General features: G+C 70.2%; 17 protein-coding genes. 6 read left to right on the forward strand and 11 right to left on the reverse strand.

Annotated elements, in window-relative coordinates:
* Window positions 1-152: 152 nt before the first annotated feature.
* The 7 genes from ACYVO7_RS04265 to ACYVO7_RS04295 all read right to left on the reverse strand — a co-directional run bounded on the left by ACYVO7_RS04265 (window position 153) and on the right by ACYVO7_RS04295 (window position 9,684).
* Window positions 153-1,577 (reverse strand): flagellin, encoded by a 1,425-nt coding sequence (locus ACYVO7_RS04265; RefSeq protein WP_460448611.1) that lies wholly within the window; start codon window positions 1,575-1,577, stop codon window positions 153-155.
* Between the two features lie 13 nt (window positions 1,578-1,590).
* Window positions 1,591-3,432, reverse strand: coding sequence for a flagellar hook-associated protein FlgK (flgK, locus tag ACYVO7_RS04270; protein ID WP_460448612.1), 1,842 nt, complete (start codon window positions 3,430-3,432; stop codon window positions 1,591-1,593).
* Window positions 3,433-3,456: 24 nt separating this feature from the next.
* The gene (locus tag ACYVO7_RS04275; RefSeq protein ID WP_460448613.1) at window positions 3,457-4,833 is read right to left on the reverse strand and encodes a flagellar hook protein FlgE; all 1,377 of its coding nucleotides are present in this window, start codon (window positions 4,831-4,833) and stop codon (window positions 3,457-3,459) included.
* Between the two features lie 264 nt (window positions 4,834-5,097).
* Window positions 5,098-6,432, reverse strand: coding sequence for a flagellar hook protein FlgE (locus tag ACYVO7_RS04280; RefSeq protein ID WP_460448614.1), 1,335 nt, complete (start codon window positions 6,430-6,432; stop codon window positions 5,098-5,100).
* Window positions 6,433-6,577: 145 nt separating this feature from the next.
* Window positions 6,578-7,630, reverse strand: coding sequence for a YcjF family protein (locus tag ACYVO7_RS04285; protein ID WP_460448615.1), 1,053 nt, complete (start codon window positions 7,628-7,630; stop codon window positions 6,578-6,580).
* Window positions 7,627-9,084 (reverse strand): YcjX family GTP-binding protein, encoded by a 1,458-nt coding sequence (locus ACYVO7_RS04290; RefSeq protein ID WP_460448616.1) that lies wholly within the window; start codon window positions 9,082-9,084, stop codon window positions 7,627-7,629. The genes ACYVO7_RS04285 and ACYVO7_RS04290 overlap by 4 nt, the downstream gene beginning before the upstream one ends.
* Window positions 9,085-9,171: 87 nt before the next feature.
* On the reverse strand, window positions 9,172-9,684 hold the full coding sequence (locus tag ACYVO7_RS04295; protein WP_460448617.1) for a SixA phosphatase family protein: 513 nt from the start codon (window positions 9,682-9,684) through the stop codon (window positions 9,172-9,174).
* 143 nt (window positions 9,685-9,827) lie between these two features.
* Here ACYVO7_RS04295 and ACYVO7_RS04300 point away from each other — a divergent pair, with 143 nt between their 5' ends.
* Window positions 9,828-10,241: a hypothetical protein gene (locus ACYVO7_RS04300; RefSeq protein WP_460448618.1), complete on the forward strand. Its 414-nt coding sequence runs from the start codon at window positions 9,828-9,830 to the stop codon at window positions 10,239-10,241.
* 19 nt (window positions 10,242-10,260) lie between these two features.
* On the opposite strand, the gene ACYVO7_RS04305 is transcribed toward ACYVO7_RS04300, so the two are convergent.
* The gene (locus ACYVO7_RS04305) at window positions 10,261-11,115 is read right to left on the reverse strand and encodes an AAA family ATPase (protein ID WP_460448619.1); all 855 of its coding nucleotides are present in this window, start codon (window positions 11,113-11,115) and stop codon (window positions 10,261-10,263) included.
* 249 nt (window positions 11,116-11,364) lie between these two features.
* Entirely contained in the window at window positions 11,365-12,621 is a 1,257-nt protein-coding gene (locus ACYVO7_RS04310) for a BaiN/RdsA family NAD(P)/FAD-dependent oxidoreductase (RefSeq protein ID WP_460448620.1), read from the reverse strand.
* A gap of 333 nt (window positions 12,622-12,954) precedes the next feature.
* Between ACYVO7_RS04310 and ACYVO7_RS04315 the strand changes: the two genes are divergently transcribed.
* The 4 genes from ACYVO7_RS04315 to ACYVO7_RS04330 are packed head-to-tail and all read left to right on the forward strand — an operon-like array spanning window position 12,955 to window position 15,438.
* On the forward strand, window positions 12,955-13,278 hold the full coding sequence (locus ACYVO7_RS04315; RefSeq protein ID WP_460448621.1) for a hypothetical protein: 324 nt from the start codon (window positions 12,955-12,957) through the stop codon (window positions 13,276-13,278).
* A gap of 31 nt (window positions 13,279-13,309) precedes the next feature.
* Window positions 13,310-14,485, forward strand: a complete 1,176-nt coding sequence (locus tag ACYVO7_RS04320; RefSeq protein WP_460448622.1) for a vWA domain-containing protein — start codon at window positions 13,310-13,312, stop codon at window positions 14,483-14,485.
* Between the two features lie 5 nt (window positions 14,486-14,490).
* Window positions 14,491-14,832, forward strand: coding sequence for a helix-turn-helix transcriptional regulator (locus ACYVO7_RS04325; RefSeq protein WP_460448623.1), 342 nt, complete (start codon window positions 14,491-14,493; stop codon window positions 14,830-14,832).
* Between the two features lie 24 nt (window positions 14,833-14,856).
* Window positions 14,857-15,438: a hypothetical protein gene (locus ACYVO7_RS04330; protein ID WP_460448624.1), complete on the forward strand. Its 582-nt coding sequence runs from the start codon at window positions 14,857-14,859 to the stop codon at window positions 15,436-15,438.
* A gap of 16 nt (window positions 15,439-15,454) precedes the next feature.
* Here ACYVO7_RS04330 and ACYVO7_RS04335 read toward each other — a convergent pair whose 3' ends face one another.
* Window positions 15,455-15,886, reverse strand: a complete 432-nt coding sequence (locus ACYVO7_RS04335) for a universal stress protein (RefSeq protein ID WP_460448625.1) — start codon at window positions 15,884-15,886, stop codon at window positions 15,455-15,457.
* 150 nt (window positions 15,887-16,036) lie between these two features.
* Between ACYVO7_RS04335 and ACYVO7_RS04340 the strand changes: the two genes are divergently transcribed.
* Window positions 16,037-17,029 (forward strand): Bug family tripartite tricarboxylate transporter substrate binding protein, encoded by a 993-nt coding sequence (locus ACYVO7_RS04340; protein WP_460448626.1) that lies wholly within the window; start codon window positions 16,037-16,039, stop codon window positions 17,027-17,029.
* 24 nt (window positions 17,030-17,053) lie between these two features.
* On the opposite strand, the gene ACYVO7_RS04345 is transcribed toward ACYVO7_RS04340, so the two are convergent.
* Complete coding sequence (locus ACYVO7_RS04345; RefSeq protein ID WP_460448627.1) at window positions 17,054-18,103, reverse strand: NAD(P)/FAD-dependent oxidoreductase; 1,050 nt, start codon at window positions 18,101-18,103, stop codon at window positions 17,054-17,056.
* Window positions 18,104-18,124: the final 21 nt, after the last annotated feature.

Here is an 18,124-nt window from a genome sequence, read left to right on the forward strand (position 1 = left end):
CGCATCCTCCCTTGAGCGTTCTTCTCCGTCGCCGACCGGCGGCGCGGGCTGCAGGAAGCTCTAGCAAAGGATGGCGGCCATGCCCATGCCGCGCGGGCGCGCCGGGCACGGAGGGGACCCGCGTGGCCCGCATGCCGCCCCGGGCGGCGGCGTCAGCCCAGATAGTTGACCAGCGACATCTTCGCCATCATGGCGGTGGTCTGATAGCTCGCCTGCATCTGCGTCTGCAGCGTCAGGAGCTGCGCGGCCACCGCCTCGGGGGATGCGTCCTCCACGCCCGAGAGGACGTTCTCCAGCTGCGCCTTGGTGTCCGTCTGGCGCTGCTGGGCGCTCTTCAGCGTGACGGCCGCGAGGCCGATGTCCACATGCGCGGACTGGATCGTGTAGGCCTTGCCGGGGGTCGGGCTCGCCGGCGTCACCGGCCGCTTGATCTGGTCGGAGACGCGCGAGGTCAGCGCGGCGTAGCGGTCCTTGTCGGTGGCCGTCGCGGTCGAGAAGCTCTCGGTCGCCAGCATGCCCAGCTGCGCCAGCAGGTTCTGGAAGGCCGGCTCGGAGGCCTCCATCCCGATCCCGACCGTCTGGTCGTCGTCGACGCGCGACGAGGCCGACGCCCGGGGCGTCGCGCTCGTGTCGCCGCCGTACCAGTTCGCCGTGTTGGCCACATAGTCCTTGGCGCCCGCGACCGAGGACGCGGCCGAGAACTCGCTCGAGGACGTGAGCGCCGTCAGCGCGCTGGTCGCCGCCCCGACGAAGCTCGTCGCCGTGGCGGCGGGGGTCCCGCCGATGGCGAAGGACAGCTCGCCGGCCGGAGCGCCCGGCGACGGCACGGTGGTCCGCGCCACCAGGGTGAGCGTCTTGGAGGCGCCGTCGGGCATCGTCAGGTTGACCTGGAAGGCCTGGCCGTCGCTCGGCGCGGCGGTGAAATCGAAGGTCTGGGCGGCCGGCATGCCGAGCCCATAGGTCACCGCGGGCGGGACCGCCGCGGCCGGCGGCGCGATCGTCGCCGTCGAGCCGGCGGCCGTGACCGTAAGCCTGCCCAGATTGGCCGGCGCGCCGGCGTCATTGGCCTTGCGCAGCGCGATGGCCGAGCGGATGCCGGCGATCATCGCGTCGGCGTCCACCGTGACGGCGGCCTTGTCGGCGCTGCGCCCCGCGAACAGGGCCCGGCCTGCGCTGTCCTGGTTGAGGAGGTCGATCACCTCCTGGAGGTTGCCCTTCGCGGTCTTCTGCTGGAGCGTCTGGCCATTCGAGTCGAGCTCATAGGCCGACTGGTTCAGCGACGCCGCCATGTCGTTCCCGAGCTTCTCCATGCGGGTCAGGGTCAGCTCGAGGAGCTTGGTTCGGTTGGTGGTGTCCGTGATGGTCGCCGAATAGGCGTCGATGCTGGACAGCTTTTGGCGCACGTCCAGGCTCTTGGCGCGCCCGGAGCCGAGATCGGCGTAGTTGTCGGCGATCTTGCCGCTGGTGAGCTGCGCCTGCAGCTGGGCGAGCTGCTGCTTCATGCTCACCAGCCGCGACGCGCCGTGGCGGGACAGGGTGGCGTCGATCGAGGATCCGCCGGGGATCGAGATGCTCATGGTGGCGTCCTGGTCACATCCGCATCAGGAGATCCATCATCTCCTTCACGGCGCTCATGATGCGGGCGTTGGCCGAATAGGCGTTCTGGATCTGCACCAGATTGGCGAGTTCCTGGTCGACGCTGACCCCGGTGGTCTGGGCGTAGCGGCTCTCGATCGAGGCCTGGACGACCTGCTGGCCCTCGTCGAGCCTCTGGGCCGAGGACGCGTTCGCGCCCTGCGCGTCCACGACCCGCTTGACGTAGTCCGTGACCGTGCCGGCGAAGGGCGCGGAGGCGGTCCCGACTCCCCCGGCGGCCGCGAAGGTCGTCGTGGCCTTGGTCAGGGCGTCCATGAGGAATGTCGGGCGGGCATCGTCGCCGGCCGGCGTGGTCGACGAGAACGCCACCAGGTCCTTGGGCGCGAGGGCGGCGTTGACGCCGATGCGGCTGGCGAAGCCGATCTTCTGCGACGTTCCGTCGAAGGAGCCCGTGTAGAGCGCGCCGCCGCGCGCCGCGTCGACGAAGAGCGGCAGCTCGCTCACGCCCGGCGAGCCGGTGGGCGACGCGACGGTGATCTTGGCCGACATCCCGGTCACGGCCGTCGTGGCGGCGGCGGCGTCGATGCGCAGCACCGCGCCGGCGTTCGAGGCCGTGAACTTGCCCGGCCCGAAAGCGGCGTCGAGCCCGGCCTGGACGGAGGCCAGCGCGCCCGCCGGTCCGGTGGCGAAGGAGGCCCCGATCTCGATGTCGTTGGGGTCCGGCGTCGCGCCGGCCGGCAAGGTCCCGCTGGTCAGCGATACGATCGAGACTCGCTTGGCGACGCCCCCCACGGTGACGTCCAGCGTGATCACGTTGCCGGGCCTGATCCCGGTCGTGTCCAGGTCGAACCCGGTCGCCCCTGCGGCCACGCCCGCCTGGGTGCGGTCGGACAGCGCGCTCGCGAGCGAGGCCGCCAGGGTGTCGAGCTGCTTTTGCGCGTCCACGAGCGTGCTGTCGCGCATCTCGACGAGCCCGGCGAGCTCGCCCGAGCGGATCAGCTTCTGGCCGATCACGTCGACGCTCCGCCCGGAGGCGTCCGTCATGGTGATCGTGCCGACCATGCGCTTGGTCGGATCGAGGTCGTAGAGGCTGGTCGGGCCGATGGTGCGCTGGTCGAAGCTGAAGGTCGCCGGCGCGCCGGCGTCGTAGAGCCTCAGCCCGCCGGTGGTGGCGAGCGAGACCGAGCCGTTCTGGCCTTCGGTGACCTTCACGTCGATGAGGCGGGAGAGCTCCGTGATCTTGGCGTCGCGCAGGTCCAGCAGCGCCGGATCCGTCCCCCGGGTCGACAGCACGCGCATGTCGGCGTCGCTGATCTCCTTCAGGAGGCCGTTGATCCGGCCCACGTCGGACGCGATCGCCGACTCGGCGTCCTGGCGCAGCGACTGGACGCCGTCCGAGGCCTTGTTGATGCTGCGGGCGAGCTCCCCGGCCGCGTTGAGCACCGTGGAGCGCGCGACGGCGTTCGACGGATCGGTCTGGAGGGCCCGAAGGGAGCTCGTGAACGCGCTCATCATGGTGTCGAGCGCGGTCGAGGAGCCCGGCGCGCCGAAGAGGCGCGAGAGCTCCGTCGTCATGCTGGCCTTGACGCCCGTGTAGCCGGACCCGCTCGTCTCCGTGCGCAGCTCCTTCTGGAGGATGCTGTCGAACATGCGGATGATGCCCTCGATCCGCACGCCGCCGGAGCCCGAGCCGTTGTCGGTCTCGACCGCCACGGCGCTGCGGCGCGAATAGCCGGCCGTGCCCGCGTTGGAGACGTTGCTGGAGATCACCTCCATGGCGGACTGCGTGGCGCGCAGTCCGCTGAGGGAATTTCCAAGGGCGCCGGAGAGGCTCATGAGATCACCCGATCCTCACGGGGGTCACCGGATGATGTTGATGGCGTCCTGCAGCATCTGCTGGGACGTCGTCACCACCCGGGTGTTCGCCGAATAGGCCTGCTGCGTGATGATCATCTTGGAGAATTCCTCCGCGATGTCGGTGTTGGACGATTCCAGCTGGGCGCCGAGAATGGACCCGCCGTTCAGCCCGTAGAGCGGCTGGCCGGACTCCAGCGTCTCCTCGAAGGTCGAGCCGTCCCTGCGCTTCAGCGCGTTCGGCGCGTTGAACCGCGCGACCTCGAGCTGCGCCAGGGCCTGGGTCTGGCCGTTCGAGTAACTGGCCACGATGCGCCCGTCGCTCTCGATGGTGACCCCGTCGAACTTGCCGGCCGGATAGCCGTCCTGGCGGACCGAGGAGCTCTTCACCTGCCCGCTGACGTCCGAGAACTGGGTGAGGCCTGACGACACGTCGAACTTGATCGGGGTCGTGCCGTCGATCTTCAGGTTGGTCATGTCCAGCGACCCGCTGGTCGGCTTGGTCAGCTTGCCGGCGGAGTCGAACTCGAACGCGTTGGCGGCCGTGTTGCTGTCGCTGGACCACATCGTGTCCGTCGCGGCCGTCGCCGCGTTCGGGTCATAGGCCGGGTTGGAGTAGTACATCGCCCACTGGTCGGGAGCCGCCGGGCTCGTCGAACCGTTGGCGAGCTTGCCCCAGCGGATCTGGACGGTGACGGGCGCGCCCTGGCCGTCATAGAGGGTGACGTTCCCGCCCGAGATGGTGTTGCGCTCGAAGGCGGCGTCGTTGGCCCCCGTCACGGTGGCGGTGGCCGACGCGGTGGGCAGCAGCTCGCTGCCCGCGACGGTCGGGTCGTAGGCCGCCGTCACCGGCAAGGCCGGCAGGTTGACCTTGTAGTCGATCTTCTTGGAGACCACGGCCGGGACGTAGCCGCCGTTGAACTGCAGCACGCCCGGGCTGCCCGTGAGCGCGCCGGTGGTCGCGTCCAGATTGGTGCCGACCATGTAGCGGCCCGCGCCGTTGATCAGATAGCCGTTCTTGTCGAGCGAGAAGTCGCCGCGGCGGGTGTAGAGATCGCGCTGTGAGAAGACCGGCAGGCCGGCCTGGGTGTCGGCGCGGTCGCGCACCACGAAGAAGCCGGCGCCGTTGAGGGCCACGTTGGTGGACACGGCCGAGGACGTGTAGTTGCCCGCCACGGTGTTGGACCCGCGCGACGAGGCGATCACCGATCCGCCCACCTGCTGGCTCAGCGGGTAGTCCGGCACGAGGTCCTGGAAGGTGGTGTCGACGCGCTTGTAGCCGGTCGTCTGGGAGTTCGCGATGTTGTCGGAGATGTTCTCGAGCGCAAAGGATTGCGCCCTCAACCCCGTGACCGCGTTGGTCATCGCGCCGAAGATACTCATGGAAACCCGCCTCTCGATGGCCCGCCGGACCCTTGGTCGCGGCGCATGGACATCGAGACGGCACGCAACGCGTGTGCCACGCACTGTTACACGTAAAAACAGCGGCTTAGACGGTTTACAACTGATGATTTCAATTACGGATGAGCGACAACCGTAGGGAGAGGCGGCAATTCCTGCCGGGCCCACGCCCGCCCCGGCCCCGCCGGCGAGCGCCGCGGGGAGGTTCCTTGAAGGCCTGGGGCGGGAGCGGGTCATGGCGGCCGGTCAGCGGATGATGTTGACGGTGTCTTGCATCATCTGCTGGACGGTCGTGATGATCTTGGTGTTGGCGGAGTAGGCCTGCTGGGTGATGATCATCTTGGAGAACTCCTCCGAGATGTCGGTGTTGGACCCCTCCAGCTGACCACCCATCACGGACCCGCCATTCAGGCCGCCCAGGGGGGTGCCCGCCTCCAGCGTCGTCGAGAAGGTCGATCCATCCTCCCGCTTCAGGGAGTTCGGCGCGTTGAAATGGGCGAAGGCCACCTGCGCCAGCGGCGACGTGACCCCGTTGGAGTAGCTCGCCACGATGCGCCCGTCGGTCATGACCGAGACGTTGTTGACGGTGCCGGCGGCGTATCCGTCCTGCTTCAGCACGCGGACATTGACGCCCCCGCCGCTGCTGGTGTCGTTGAACTGGGTCAGGCCCTTGCTGAAGTCGAGGTTCAGGGTCGTGGTCCCGACCGTCAGGCCGGTCAGCGGGGTCGATCCGCCCGTCGGCGCCGTCAGCTGTCCCACGCTGTTGAACACGAAGGGCGTCGGCGTCGCGCCGCCCGCGGCGATCCACTTGTTCGGGCTCGTCGTCGCGTCATAGGCGGGGTTCTGGTAGTAGAGGTTCCAGGTGTTGGTCGCCGTCTTGGCCCAGCGCATCTCCACGGTGGTCGGCGTGCCGACGCCGTCGTAATAGGTCAGCGAGCCGCCCGTGGACGTGCTCTTGATGAAGGCGGACTCCAGCGCCGGCGTGACCGCGGTCGGCCCGGTGTAGAGGTCGCTGCCCGGGACGCTGGCGTCGTAGCTCGCCGTCTTGGGCACGGACGGCAGGTTGGCCATGTACTCCACGACGCTGCTCGCCCGCGCCGGCACCACGCCCGCGGTCAGCTGGATCGCCTTGGGGGCGCCCATCGCGGCGCCCGTGACGGGGTCGAGCGCATTGCCGATCAGGTATCGTCCTGCGCCGTTGACCAGATAGCCGTCCTTGTCGAGGTTGAAGTCTCCCCGCCGGGTGTAGAGGTCGTTCACCGCGAAGACGGGCTCGCCGTCGACGGTGCCGATGGCCTTGCGCACGACGAAGAACGAGTCCCCGGTGATGCCCATATTGGTGGAGATGCCGGACCCGACGAAGTTCCCGGTGATCGTGTTCGTGCCGCGCGCGAAGGCCATGACGGTTCCGCCCACCTGCTGCGTCAGCGGGTAGTCCGGCACCATGTCCATGAAGCTTGTGTCGACGCGCTTGTAGCCGACCGTCTGGGAGTTCGCGACGTTGTCGGAAATGTTCTCGAGCGCGTAGGACTGCGCGCGGAGACCCGAGACCGAGGTGGTCATGGCGCCGAAGAGACTCATGGCAGCGAACCTTCTGGTTTGACGCGACATTCTGTCGTGCAACCCGCGTCGCAACCGGCGTGCCAGTTCATTGCCTTTTGATAATCAACAACTTGCTCGAATCAGACGGGTTCAACCTCGCCGCGGGTGAGCGGCGCCGGCTGCCTCATCCGGCAGTTTTTGCCGGGGTCGCCCGGTCGAACAGGAAGCCGGCCACCTCCCGGATGGTGGGCGCGGGCCTGTCGGAGAAGGGCAGCGGCCGGCACACCGCGATGGCCGACAGCCCGACCCGGGCGGTCAGGAGCCCGTTCAGCACCCCCTCGCCGAGCTTGGCGGAGAGGCGCGCCGCGACGCCGTGGCCGAGCACCTGCTGGACGAGGCTGTCTCCCATCGCCATCCCGCCCGTGACGGCGAGGTGGCCCGCCACCGCCCTGACCAGCCGGACGGAGCCGAGGAAGCCCGGCCGTCCGCCATAGATCTCCGACACGCGCCGGATCAGCCGCAGCGCCTGCGCGGCCACGAACAGCACGTCCAGCAGCGCCTTGGGCGAGATCGTGGTGACGATCGAGACCCGCCGCGCCGCCGCGGCGACGGCGGCGCGCGCCTCGACGTCCAGCGGCCCCAGGAGCTCGCGCTCGGCGAGCCGGACGAGGTCCGCCCCGTCGATGATGTCCTGCGCGGTCTCCTCCAGGCGCGCCCGGCCGCGCGCGGTCTCGGGCCGCGAGGCGTAGAGCGACGCGAGCGACGCCATGACGGCGCGCCCTTCCCTGGCGTCGTCGGAGGCGAGCGCCGCCTCGGCCCGGGCCTTCAGCTTGCCGATCGCCCGCCCGCGCCAGATGGAGCCCAGCTCCCGCGCCGCCAGGGCCAGGAGCGCGACGCCGGCCAGGACCGCCAGGCCCAGCGCCACGGCGCCCAGCGTCGGGCTGCTCGCCAGGAGGTCGGCGACGAAGCGCTCGACGGCCACGCCGAGCCAGAGCAGCAGGAGCGCGCCCGCCGCCGAGGCGAACACGCCGCCCCAGCCGAAGAGCCGCTTGCCCAGGCCCAGCTCCGCCTCGTGCTCCTCGATCGCCTCCTCGACCACGGCCTCCTCGAACACCGCCTGGTCGTCGGTGTCCTGGATGGCGACGGCCCGCTCGGCCATGGCCTCGTCCGCCCGGGGCAGCGGGCCGAGCCGGACATTCGGGTCGTCGAGGCGGAAGGCGCGCGGGGTCTTGCTCATGTCAGGCGGTCGCCGAGGAGGAATTCGAGAGCCCGGTCCAGGCGGATATGGGGCAGCGCCGCCGCCCGGCCGTCCGGACCGATGGTCGCCGCAGGCGGCCGGAAGCGCACGAAGCGCAGCCCGTAATCGGCCTGGCCGGCGCTCGCCAGCGCGGCCGCGGGATCCTGCGGCAGCTCGCCGGGAAACACCGCCGCCTCCGTCTCGCCGTCGAAGCGCTCGCCGCCGATCACCTCGCCGGCGAGCGGCGTGCCGACGATGGCGGAAAGCTCCTCCCGGCCCTGGCGGACCTGCGCCTCCCGGGTGGCCCGGATGGAGGCGAGCGCGGCGACGTCGACCCGCGCCCCCAGCCCCTCGGCCCGGCGCCGCGCCCGGTCCACCAGGAGCGCCAGCACGGCCTCCAGCCGATCGTGGCTGGAATGGTGCAGGTGGTCGGCCTTGGTGGCGGCGAAGAGCACGCGGTCGATCCGCGGGCTCAGCAGCGCGGAGAGCAGCGTGTTGCGCCCGGTCCGGAACGACAGCAGCACGTCGTCGAGGGCGCGCTCCAGGTCGGACACCGCCGAGGGGCCGGCGTTGAGCGCCGCCATGGCGTCGACCAGCACGATCTGCCGGTCCAGCCGGGCGAAGTGATCCCGGAAGAAGGGGCGCACCACATGCGACCGGTAGGCCTCGTAGCGGCGCTCCATCGTGGCGGCGAGCGAGCCCGAGGGCGGCTTGCCGTCGGCCGGCAGGTCGAGCGGCGCGAAGGTCAGGGCGGGAGAGCCCGCGAGGTCGCCCGGCATCAGGAACCGCCCCGGCGGCAGCGCGGAGAAGGACAGCGGCTCCACGCGGGCGGCGGCGAGCGCCTCCTTGAACAGGTCGGAGATGCGCCGCGCCGCGCCCTCGTCGGCGGGACGGAACGGGTCGAGCCCGCCCGCCGCCTCCAGAAAGGCGGCCGACACGGGAGCGCGGGCCCCTTCCCGGCAGGCCGCGATGGTCTCGCGGGACCACTCGGCGTAGCTCCTGGAGAGCAGCGAAAGGTCGAGCAGCCACTCGCCCGGATAGTCGACGATGTCGACCGTCAGCGTGCGCGGGCCGGAGAGCCAGCTGGTCGCGCTCTCATATTCGATGACGAGGCGAAGCTCGGCGATGCGGCTGGTCGATTCGGGCCAGCGCCGGTCCGGTCCCGACAGCGCCGCCAGGTGATCCTCATAGGCGAAGCGCGGCACGGCGTCGTCGGGCTGGTGCTCGAGCGTGACCTTGCGGATGCGCCCCTGCGCATGGGCCCTGAACACCGGCAGACGCGCCCCGCGCAGGAGCGCATGCACCAGCGCGGTGATGAATACGGTCTTGCCGGACCGCGACAGACCCGTCACGCCGAGCCGGATGGTCGGGCGCGCCAGTCCGCCGAGGCTGTCGACGAGCGACTGCGCCGCGATGCGGGCCTCGAAGGCGAAATCGGACAGGGATGGCGGCACGGGGCGGGCGGAGTCCAGGGAGAGCCGACCGCTTATGTGGGGCCGCCGCAGCCCGATGTCGAGCCGGCGCTTCCTGGACAGCCGCCCTCAATCCCCCGCCGAGCCGGGCGTGACGAAGCGGTCGAGGCGCCCCTTGCCGAAGTCCACCTCGCCCCAGTCGTCGACCGGGAAGTCCAGCACGGCCAGCGACGAGGTGGGAAATCCGCCGCGCATGCGCGAGAAGGCGTAGCGGTCGCCGTGGCCGACCAGCCGCCGCGCGAACTCGGCCATGCCGGGATTGTGGCCCACGATGACGGCCGTGCGCGCCTTGGGATCGGCGGCCCGCGCCACCGCGAGCAGATCCTCCGGGGAAGCCTCGTAGATGCGGTCGTCATGGACGACCGGCGTCTCGCCCACGGCTTCGGCCGCCTTCTGCCAGGTCTGGCGCGTGCGCAGCGAGGGCGACACCAGCGCCAGGTCCGGCAGCAGGTGCTCTTCGGCCATATAGCGTCCGGCCTTCTGCGCGTCGCCGAAGCCGCGCTCGGACAGGGCCCGCTCGAAATCCGGCGCCGCGTGATGCGGCACGGCCTTGGCGTGGCGGAAGATGATCAGGCGTCGCATGGGGCGTCCAACGTTTCGGAGGCGGGAGTTTAACACGGCCCTTCGCGCATTCGGCCAGGGCTTTGTGGGAACGGCTTGCCCCGGCCGCCGGCGGGCGCTAGCGTGTTCCCGTTTTGATCTTGGCTTTGCTTCATGGATTTCAGATGGCGCTTGCTCCCATCCTGTCCGCGCGGCTGCAGCGCTCGACGTTCTGCGTCGGCGTCTTCGCCGTGCTGGGCGCCGGAACGCTCACGCTCGCCCTGTTCCTCATCGCGACAGGGGATTTGGGCGGCTGCACGGAGCCGGCGCGCTCCACCACATGGGCGACCAGCCTCGTCCTGCTTCTTGGCGCGACGGCCGTGTCGATCCTGGCCGCAGGCCGCCTGCGGGACATCGGGGTCCGAGGCCGGGCCGCCCTCCCGCCCGCGGCGATCCTTGCGGCGGCAAGCCTGCTGGACAGCGGCGTCATCGCAGGTCTGGCGCTCGGCCTGACCGGGGCCGGTCTGGCGTTGCTGGGACTGACGCCAAGCGCGCCGGGCGTGAACGCGCATGGGCCGCCGCCGCCCAAGATCTGGTGATCCGGGCAGCTTCCGTCCCTCAGGCGCCCGAGCGCCCCTCGCGTCGCGCCATGAAGGCGATGCGCTCGAAGAGGTGCACGTCCTGCTCGTTCTTCAACAGCGCGCCATGCAGCGGCGGGATGAGCTTCTTCGGGTCGCGCTCAAGCAGCGTCTCGGGGCCGATGTCCTCCGAGAGCAGCAGCCTCAGCCAGTCCAACAGCTCGGAGGTGGAAGGCTTCTTCTTGATGCCCGGGACCTCGCGCACCTCGAAGAACACCTTGAGGGCTTCGGCCACGAGCCGCTTCTTGATGTCGGGGAAATGCACGTCGACGATGCGCTCCATCGTCTCGGCGTCCGGGAACTTGATGTAGTGGAAGAAGCAGCGGCGCAGGAAGGCGTCCGGCAGCTCCTTCTCGTTGTTGGAGGTGATCACCACGATGGGGCGCTTCTCGGCCCGGATGGTCTCGCCCGTTTCGTAGACGTGGAACTCCATGCGGTCGAGCTCGAGCAGGAGGTCGTTGGGAAACTCGATGTCGGCCTTGTCGATCTCGTCGATCAGCAGCACCGGGCGCTGGTCGCTCTCGAAGGCCTCCCAGAGCTTGCCCTTGCGGATGTAGTTGCGGATGTCCGACACGCGCGGGTCGCCGAGCTGGCTGTCGCGCAGGCGCGACACGGCGTCGTACTCGTAGAGCCCCTGGTGCGCCTTGGTGGTGGATTTCACGTGCCAGGTGATCATGGGCGCGCCCACCGCCTTTGCGATCTCCTCGGCCAGCACGGTCTTGCCGGTGCCGGGCTCGCCCTTCACCAGCAGCGGCCGCTGCAGCGTGATGGCGGCGTTGACCGCGACCTTGAGGTCCTCGGTGGCGACGTAGTTCTCGGTTCCGGAAAAGCGCATGCGGGTCCGTTCGGGCTCGATCTGTCCGTCAGGGCGGACGCGTGAGGCGAACTTAGCGCATTTCGAAGCGGCGTCATCCCCGGGGTGGCGGGCGCTGAAGACCCCTCATCCGGCCCTTCGGGCCACCTTCTCCCCGTGCCGGGGCGAAGGGAGCGACGGCGCCGGCGTTGGCTCGGCGCCCGTGACACGCGAGCGCGGCCCCCTATCCCCGGCACGGGGAGAGGGCTGGGGTGAGGGCCGACGCAAGCTTCAGCCGCCCAGCCCCAACCGCTCCGCCACGCCCCTCCCGGCCGCAACCCCGGACGAAAAACACGCCTGCAGCAGGTAGCCGCCGGTGGGCGCCTCCCAGTCCAGCATCTCGCCGGCGACGAAGACGCCCGGCAGGCGGTTCAGCATGAGCGTTTCGTCCACCTCGTCGAAGGCGACTCCGCCCGCCGTCGAGATGGCGCGATCGAGCGGGCGCACGCCGGTGATGCGGATGCGGCAGCCCTTGACGGCCTGGGCGAGCTTCAGCGGCTCGCGCGGCAGGTCGGGCCCGAAGGCCTCGCGCAGCAGGCCGGCCGCGACCGGCGAGAGGCCCATGGCCTTGCGCAGCACGTTGGCGAGCGACTGCCCGGCCTTCATGGCGGCGGCGCGCTCGGCCAGCTGCCCGGCGCGCAGGTCCGGCCGCAGGTCGATCCACAAGGCCGCCTCGCCTCGCGCCTCGACCTCGGCGCGCAGGTCGGCGGAGAGCGCGTAAATGGCGCCGCCCTCGATCCCGCGCCGGCTGATCACGGCCTCGCCCTTCAGGCGCCGGCGGCCGACCGTGAAGGCTGCCCCCTTGAGGGGCTCGCCCTCGAATCTGTCGCGAAACAGGTCGGTCCACGCGACCTCGAAGCCGCTGTTGGCGGCCCGCAGCGGCGCGATCGCGACGTCCCTGGCCGCCAGAAGCGCGGTCCAGCCGCCGTCCGACCCCAGCCGCGGCCAGCTCGCGCCGCCCAGCGCCAGCACGGTGGCGGCCGCGTCCACCGCGACGGGTCCGTCGGGGCCGTCGAAGCGCAGGCGCCCCGCCTCGTCCCACCCCGTCCAGCGATGCCGGAGCGCCACGCGCACGCCGAGCCCGTCGAGGCGCCGCAGCCAGGCGCGCAGCAGCGGCGAGGCCTTCATGGCCTTGGGAAACACGCGGCCGCTCGTGCCGACGAAGGTGTCCTGGCCCAGCGCATCCGCCCATGCCCGCAAGGCTTCGGGCGGAAAGGCGTCGAGGAGCGGCCGCAAGCGCGGCGCGGCTTCGCGATAGCGTTCAGCAAAAGCGTCGAGCGGCTCGCCATGGGTGAGGTTCAGCCCGCCCCGCCCGGCCAGCAGGAACTTGCGGCCCAGGGACGGCATGCGGTCATACACGGTGACGCTCACCCGCCCGCCTGCCGCCGTGGCGATCGTCTCGGCCGCCATGAGCCCGGCGGGGCCGCCGCCCACGATGGCGACATGCGGAAGGACGGGCTGCGCGGCGGCGGTCTGGGTCTCGGTCATCCCGCTGCGTACGCGGGCGGCGTGCATGCCGCAAGGGCGGCGTGTCGGCTGCCCGTCCCGTCGCTGCGGGAAGCAAAGCGCCGACGCATTGAATGCGGTAGGGCGACGGCGCAGAAGCCGATCCGATGAAATGGCGCCATCACTCCCCCGTCATCCCCGGCCCGCCGAAGGCGCGGGAAGGGGATCCAGGGGCCATTGGTCTGAGTATCCGCCCAGTCTGCTGGATTCCCTTCCCGGCGCTGCGCGCCGCCGGGGATGACGGAGAGAGAGCGCGACCAGCGCCGCCTTGAAAACACCGCCTCCCCGGGCCACCTTGCGGGCGAGGAGAATGCCTTGATCCGCCTGTTGATCAACGACCGCACCGGAACCCGCGTCGCCAGTTTGCCCCGCTGGGCCGTCTGGCTGGGCGTGGCCGCGGCGGCCGGCGTCGGCCTGCTGATCGCCCTGATCGGCGTCAGCCTGATCCTCGTGCTGGCCCCCTTCGTGATCGCGGCCGGCGCGCTCGCCCGCTGGCGCCTCAAGAAGGCGTTGCGCGAAATGCAGGCGCGGCAGGGCGCCCAACCGGGCTCCGGGCGCGGCGGCCGCCCCGCTCCGGCCGGCGTGATCGACGCGGATTACCGGGTGATCGAGGAAGCGCGCCGCCCCGAACCCCGGTGACGCCGGGCGGGGGCCGCCCTATGCTTCCCCCATGCTCCTGACCTTCTTCACCAATCTCCGCGCCGCCAAGGTCCCCTGCACGTTGCGGGAGTACCTGCTCCTCATGGAGGCGCTGGAGGCGGATCTCGCCGACAAGTCGGTGGAGGATTTCTACTATCTTTCCCGCGCCTGCCTGGTGAAGGACGAGCGCAACCTCGACAAGTTCGACCGGGTGTTCGGCCAGACCTTCAAGGGCGTGGTCGGCCTCGCCGAGGCCGTGGAGGCGACCGGCATCCCGGAGGAGTGGCTGCGCAAGCTCGCCGAGAAATACCTCACCGACGAGGAAAAGGCGCAGATCCAGGCGCTGGGCTGGGAGAAGCTCTGGGAGACGCTGCAGGAGCGCCTGAAGGAGCAGAAGGGCCGGCACCAGGGCGGGAGCAAGTGGATCGGCACGGCAGGGACGTCGCCCTTCGGCGCCTATGGCTACAATCCCGAAGGCGTGCGCATCGGCCAGGACAAGAACCGCAATTTCCGCGCCGTGAAGGTGTGGGACAAGCGCGAGTTCAAGGACCTGGACGACACGGTCGAGCTCGGCACGCGCAACATCAAGATCGCGCTGCGGCGCCTGCGCAAGTTCGCCCGCACGGGGGCGGCCGAGGAGCTCGACCTCGACGCCACCATCAAGGAGACGGCCTCGCACGGCTATCTCGACGTGCAGATGCGCCCCGAGCGCCGCAACGCCGTGAAGGTGCTGCTGTTCTTCGACGTCGGCGGCTCGATGGACTGGCACATCGCCCAGGTGGAGGAGCTGTTCTCGGCCGCCAAGACCGAGTTCAAGCACATGGACTATTTCTACTTCCACAACTGCCTCTACGAGGGCGTGTGGAAGACCAATCGCCGCCGGCGCGAGGAGCAGACGCCCACCTGGGACGTGATCCGCACCTACCCGTCGGACTACCGCGTGGTTTTCGTGGCCGACGCCTCCATGAGCCCCTACGAGGTCGCCATGCCGGGCGGGGCCGTGGAGCATTTCAACGACGAGGCCGGCCAGGTCTGGCTGCAGCGCGTGCTGGATCATTTCCCCCGCACGGTCTGGCTCAACCCGGTGCCGAAGAACCACTGGGGCTACACGCACTCCATCCAGATGATCAAGGACCTGATGGGCCAGCGCATGTTTCCGCTGACGCTGGAGGGGCTGGACGGCGCGATGCGGGAGCTGGTGCGGTGATCCCGATGACCATTCCGTCCGACGAGCTTCGCCGCAAGTGGCGGACCGACCCGGATTTCGTCGCCCGGCATGAAGAGATCGCACCCGAGATGGCCCTCGCCTTCGAACTGGCGGACGCCCGGCGGGCGGCCGGACTCACCCAGGCGCAGCTCGCCGAGCGAATGGACACGACGCAGTCCACCGTGGCGCGCTGGGAAAAAGGCGCGCAGGAGCCCAGCATCCCGCAGCCTGCGCAAGTTCGCCCACGCGGTCGGCCGCCGCGTCAAGGTGGAGCTCGTGCCCGAATAGGCCTGCGCCCGAGCCGCCAGCCGCGCGCGGCTTGCATTCGCGCCGCCCCGGCCCGATAGCTGCGCCGCAGCCGGAACGACGCCATGCACGACCCCGCCCCCATCGCCTACGCGCACCGCCCGAAGCCCTTCGGCTTCGAGGTGAGCTATCGGCTCGACCCGGACGGGCTCTTCGTCGACACCGGCCGCAAGCAGGAGACGGTGCCCTACCGGGCGATCGCTTCGGCCCGGCTGGCCTATGCGCCGACCAACTTCACCACGAAGGGCTACCGCCTCGCCCTGCGTCTGGCGGACGGCCGCACGCTGAAGCTCGGCAATCTGTCCTGGAAGACGTTCTTCGAGTTCGACCGCCAGGACCGGACCTACGCGCCCTTCGTCAGGGCGCTCCTGGCGCGAGCCGCGGCCGCCAATCCCCGGCTGGTCTGCCGAACCGGGACGCCGCCCGTGCTCTGGGCGCTCAGCGCGGCGGCGGGAGCCCTGGCGGTCGCGGGCCTGCTGGCGATGGGGTTCGCCGCGTCCCAGCGGGGGGGCGCGTCGGCGGCCCTGCTGGTGGCGCTGTTCGTGGCCCCGCTCGGCTGGCAGGTCCACGCCATGACGATGCGCAACTGGCCCGGATCCTTCGATCCCGGCGCGCCGCCCGAGCGGGTGATGCCCGCGGCCGGCTGACCCGGTCGCAGGAAGCCTATTTGGACTGGCGCACCACCAGCACCGAGCATTCCGCGTGGCGCACGATGGTGGAGGCGTTGGAGCCCAGCAGGTAGGTGGCCATCCCGGGCCGGTGCGAGCCGATCACGATCAGGTCCGCGCCGACCTTCTTGGCCTCGGCCAGCACCTCGTTGTAGACCGCGCCCATGCGCACGACCGTGGCGATGCGCCCGCCCGGCGCCCGCAGCGACGCGGCGAAGTCGGCCAGCCTCTTCTCGCAGTCGGACTGCTGCTCCTCGTCGAAGGACGGCGGGACATATTCCATGAAGGTGACGGGCAGGATCGAGCGCACATAGATGAGCTCGATGGCCGCGTCGCTGACGCCCGCCAGCGCGATCGCCTTGTCGATCGCCGGGCGCGCCATGTCGATTTCGGACAGGTCGACGGGAACGAGGATGGACTTGAACATGGGGGAGCTCCTCACCTCAACGGTCCGAAACTAGCGCGCCTTGGTTGTCCCGGCGTTGCGGAAGGTCAAAGCGACGGCGTGGACATCCAAGCGCGTGGTCGCCTACGATCGCCGCGCGGCCCTTCAAGAGGCCAAGCAGGGAGAAGCGCGGTGTCTCACGCCGACCTCGATCGTCGAACCGTCCTGATGGGATCGCTGGGGCTGGGCGCCGCTTTCGCGCTGCCGGACGCCGCCTTCGCCGAGGAGCCCTGGCCGAAAGGCCGCCAGATCAAGCTGGTCGTCCCCTTCCCTCCCGGCGGCGCGACGGACGTGGTGGGCCGGATCGTGGCCGACAGGCTGGGCCAGATGTGGGGCCAGACCGTCGTGGTGGAGAACCGCCCCGGCGCGGGCGGGAACATCGGGGCGGAAGCGGTCGCCAAGGCGGAGCCCAACGGCGACACCCTGCTGATCGGCTCGGTCGGGATGGCGACCAATCCCTTTCTCTACCCCAAGCTCAACTACGACCCGGTCGGCGACTTCGCGCCCGTGAGCCTGCTGGCCATGGTGCCGAACCTGCTGGTCGTCTCCAACCAGGTTCCGGTCAAGTCCGTGAAGGAGCTGATCGACTACGCCCGCCAGAACCCGGGCAAGCTGAACTACGGCTCCTCCGGCGTGGGCACGTCGATCCATCTGTCCGGCGAGCTGTTCCAGCGCATGACCGGGACCAAGATGGTCCATGTCCCCTACCGGGGCAGCGCCCAGGCCACCCAGGACCTGATCGGCGGGCGCATCGACCTGATGTTCGACAACATCTCCCAGGCGCTGCCCCTCGCCCAGGCGGGCTCGACGCGGGCGCTCGCCATCACCACCGCGAAGCGCTCGCCGGTGACCCCGGACTACGCGACCGTCGCCGAGACCGTGCCGGGCTTCGACGTCTCATCATGGTTCGCGTTCTTCGTGCACAGGAAGACGCCCCCGCAGATCGTGGCCAAGCTGGCGGCCGACGTCCAGGCGGCGGTGGCCGACCAGGGCGCGAAGGACCGCCTGATCGCCACGGGCGCGATCCCGGTGGGGTCCACCCCGGACGAGCTCGCCGCCTTCATGGCGTCGGAGACCAGGACCTGGGGAGCCCTGATCCGAGAGGGCGGGATCAAGGCGGAGTGACGGCCAGGGGCGCGCGGCGGCGCCTCAGGCCACGCCGAGCTTGCGCTGCAGGTTGGTCGACGACGTCGTGTACTGGAAGAGCAGCTTCTTCTCCGGATAGACGTAGCGGTGGACCTTCTGGGCGGCGAGCGCGCCCTCGTGGAAGCCCGACAGGATCAGCTTCAGCTTGCCCGGATAGGTGTTGATGTCGCCGATGGCGAAGATGCCCGGCGTCGAGGTCTCGAATTTCTCGGTGTCGGCCGGGATCAGGTTCTCGGCCAGGTTCAGGCCCCATTCGGCGATCGGCCCGAGCTTCATGGTCAGCCCGAAGAACGGCAGCATGGTGTCGCAGGGGATCTCGAAGACGGCGTTGTCCGCCCCCCGGCAGATCGCGGCCGAGAGCCAGCCCTCCGCGCCCTTGAGGCCGGTCACTTGCCCGATGCGCAGGTCCATGTCGCCCCTGGCCACCAGCGCGCGCATCTGCTCGACGCTGTGCGGAGCGGCGCGGAAGTCGTCGCGGCGGTGCATCAGGGTGACGCGCTTTGCGATCGGCTGGAGGTTGAGGGTCCAGTCGAGGGCGGAATCGCCGCCGCCGACGATCAGCACCGTCCGGCCGCGCAGCGCCTCCATCTTGCGCACCGCGTAATAGACGCTGTGCTCCTCATAGGCCTCGATGCCGGCGATGGGCGGCTTCTTGGGCTGGAACGAGCCGCCGCCGGCGGCGATCACGACGGACTTGCAGAGGAACTCGACGCCGGCGTCGGTGGTCACCCGGAACCTGGGCGCCTCGGGCGTTCCGAGCGTCTCCAGCGACGCCACCATCTGGTTGAGGTGGAAGGTCGGCGAGAACGGCTCGATCTGCTTCATCAGGTTGTCGATGAGCCCGGCCCCGGTGACGATCGGGAAGCCCGGGATGTCGTAGATCGGCTTCTCGGGATAGAGCTCCGAGCATTGGCCCCCGACCTTCGGCAGGATGTCGATGACATGCGCCTTGATGTCGAGCAGGCCGAGTTCGAACACGGCGAACAGCCCGACCGGGCCGGCCCCGACGATGACGACGTCGGTCTCGATGGTTTCGATCGGGGTCACGGCCATTCTCGCTCATCCCTCGCGGTG

It is taken from the genome of Alsobacter sp. SYSU BS001988, assembly GCF_054796215.1.

Coding starts and splice junctions, on each gene's coding strand:
- ACYVO7_RS04300 (WP_460448618.1), top strand. CDS start 9,828: ATGGCGCTTGCTCCCATCCTGTCCGCGCGGCTGCAGCGCTCGACGTTC.
- ACYVO7_RS04310 (WP_460448620.1), bottom strand. CDS start 12,621: ATGACCGAGACCCAGACCGCCGCCGCGCAGCCCGTCCTTCCGCATGTC.
- ACYVO7_RS04305 (WP_460448619.1), bottom strand. CDS start 11,115: ATGCGCTTTTCCGGAACCGAGAACTACGTCGCCACCGAGGACCTCAAG.
- ACYVO7_RS04345 (WP_460448627.1), bottom strand. CDS start 18,103: ATGGCCGTGACCCCGATCGAAACCATCGAGACCGACGTCGTCATCGTC.
- flgK (WP_460448612.1), bottom strand. CDS start 3,432: ATGAGCCTCTCCGGCGCCCTTGGAAATTCCCTCAGCGGACTGCGCGCC.
- ACYVO7_RS04280 (WP_460448614.1), bottom strand. CDS start 6,432: ATGAGTCTCTTCGGCGCCATGACCACCTCGGTCTCGGGTCTCCGCGCG.
- ACYVO7_RS04275 (WP_460448613.1), bottom strand. CDS start 4,833: ATGAGTATCTTCGGCGCGATGACCAACGCGGTCACGGGGTTGAGGGCG.
- ACYVO7_RS04330 (WP_460448624.1), top strand. CDS start 14,857: ATGCACGACCCCGCCCCCATCGCCTACGCGCACCGCCCGAAGCCCTTC.
- ACYVO7_RS04335 (WP_460448625.1), bottom strand. CDS start 15,886: ATGTTCAAGTCCATCCTCGTTCCCGTCGACCTGTCCGAAATCGACATG.
- ACYVO7_RS04265 (WP_460448611.1), bottom strand. CDS start 1,577: ATGAGCATCTCGATCCCCGGCGGATCCTCGATCGACGCCACCCTGTCC.
- ACYVO7_RS04325 (WP_460448623.1), top strand. CDS start 14,491: ATGACCATTCCGTCCGACGAGCTTCGCCGCAAGTGGCGGACCGACCCG.
- ACYVO7_RS04285 (WP_460448615.1), bottom strand. CDS start 7,630: ATGAGCAAGACCCCGCGCGCCTTCCGCCTCGACGACCCGAATGTCCGG.
- ACYVO7_RS04320 (WP_460448622.1), top strand. CDS start 13,310: ATGCTCCTGACCTTCTTCACCAATCTCCGCGCCGCCAAGGTCCCCTGC.
- ACYVO7_RS04295 (WP_460448617.1), bottom strand. CDS start 9,684: ATGCGACGCCTGATCATCTTCCGCCACGCCAAGGCCGTGCCGCATCAC.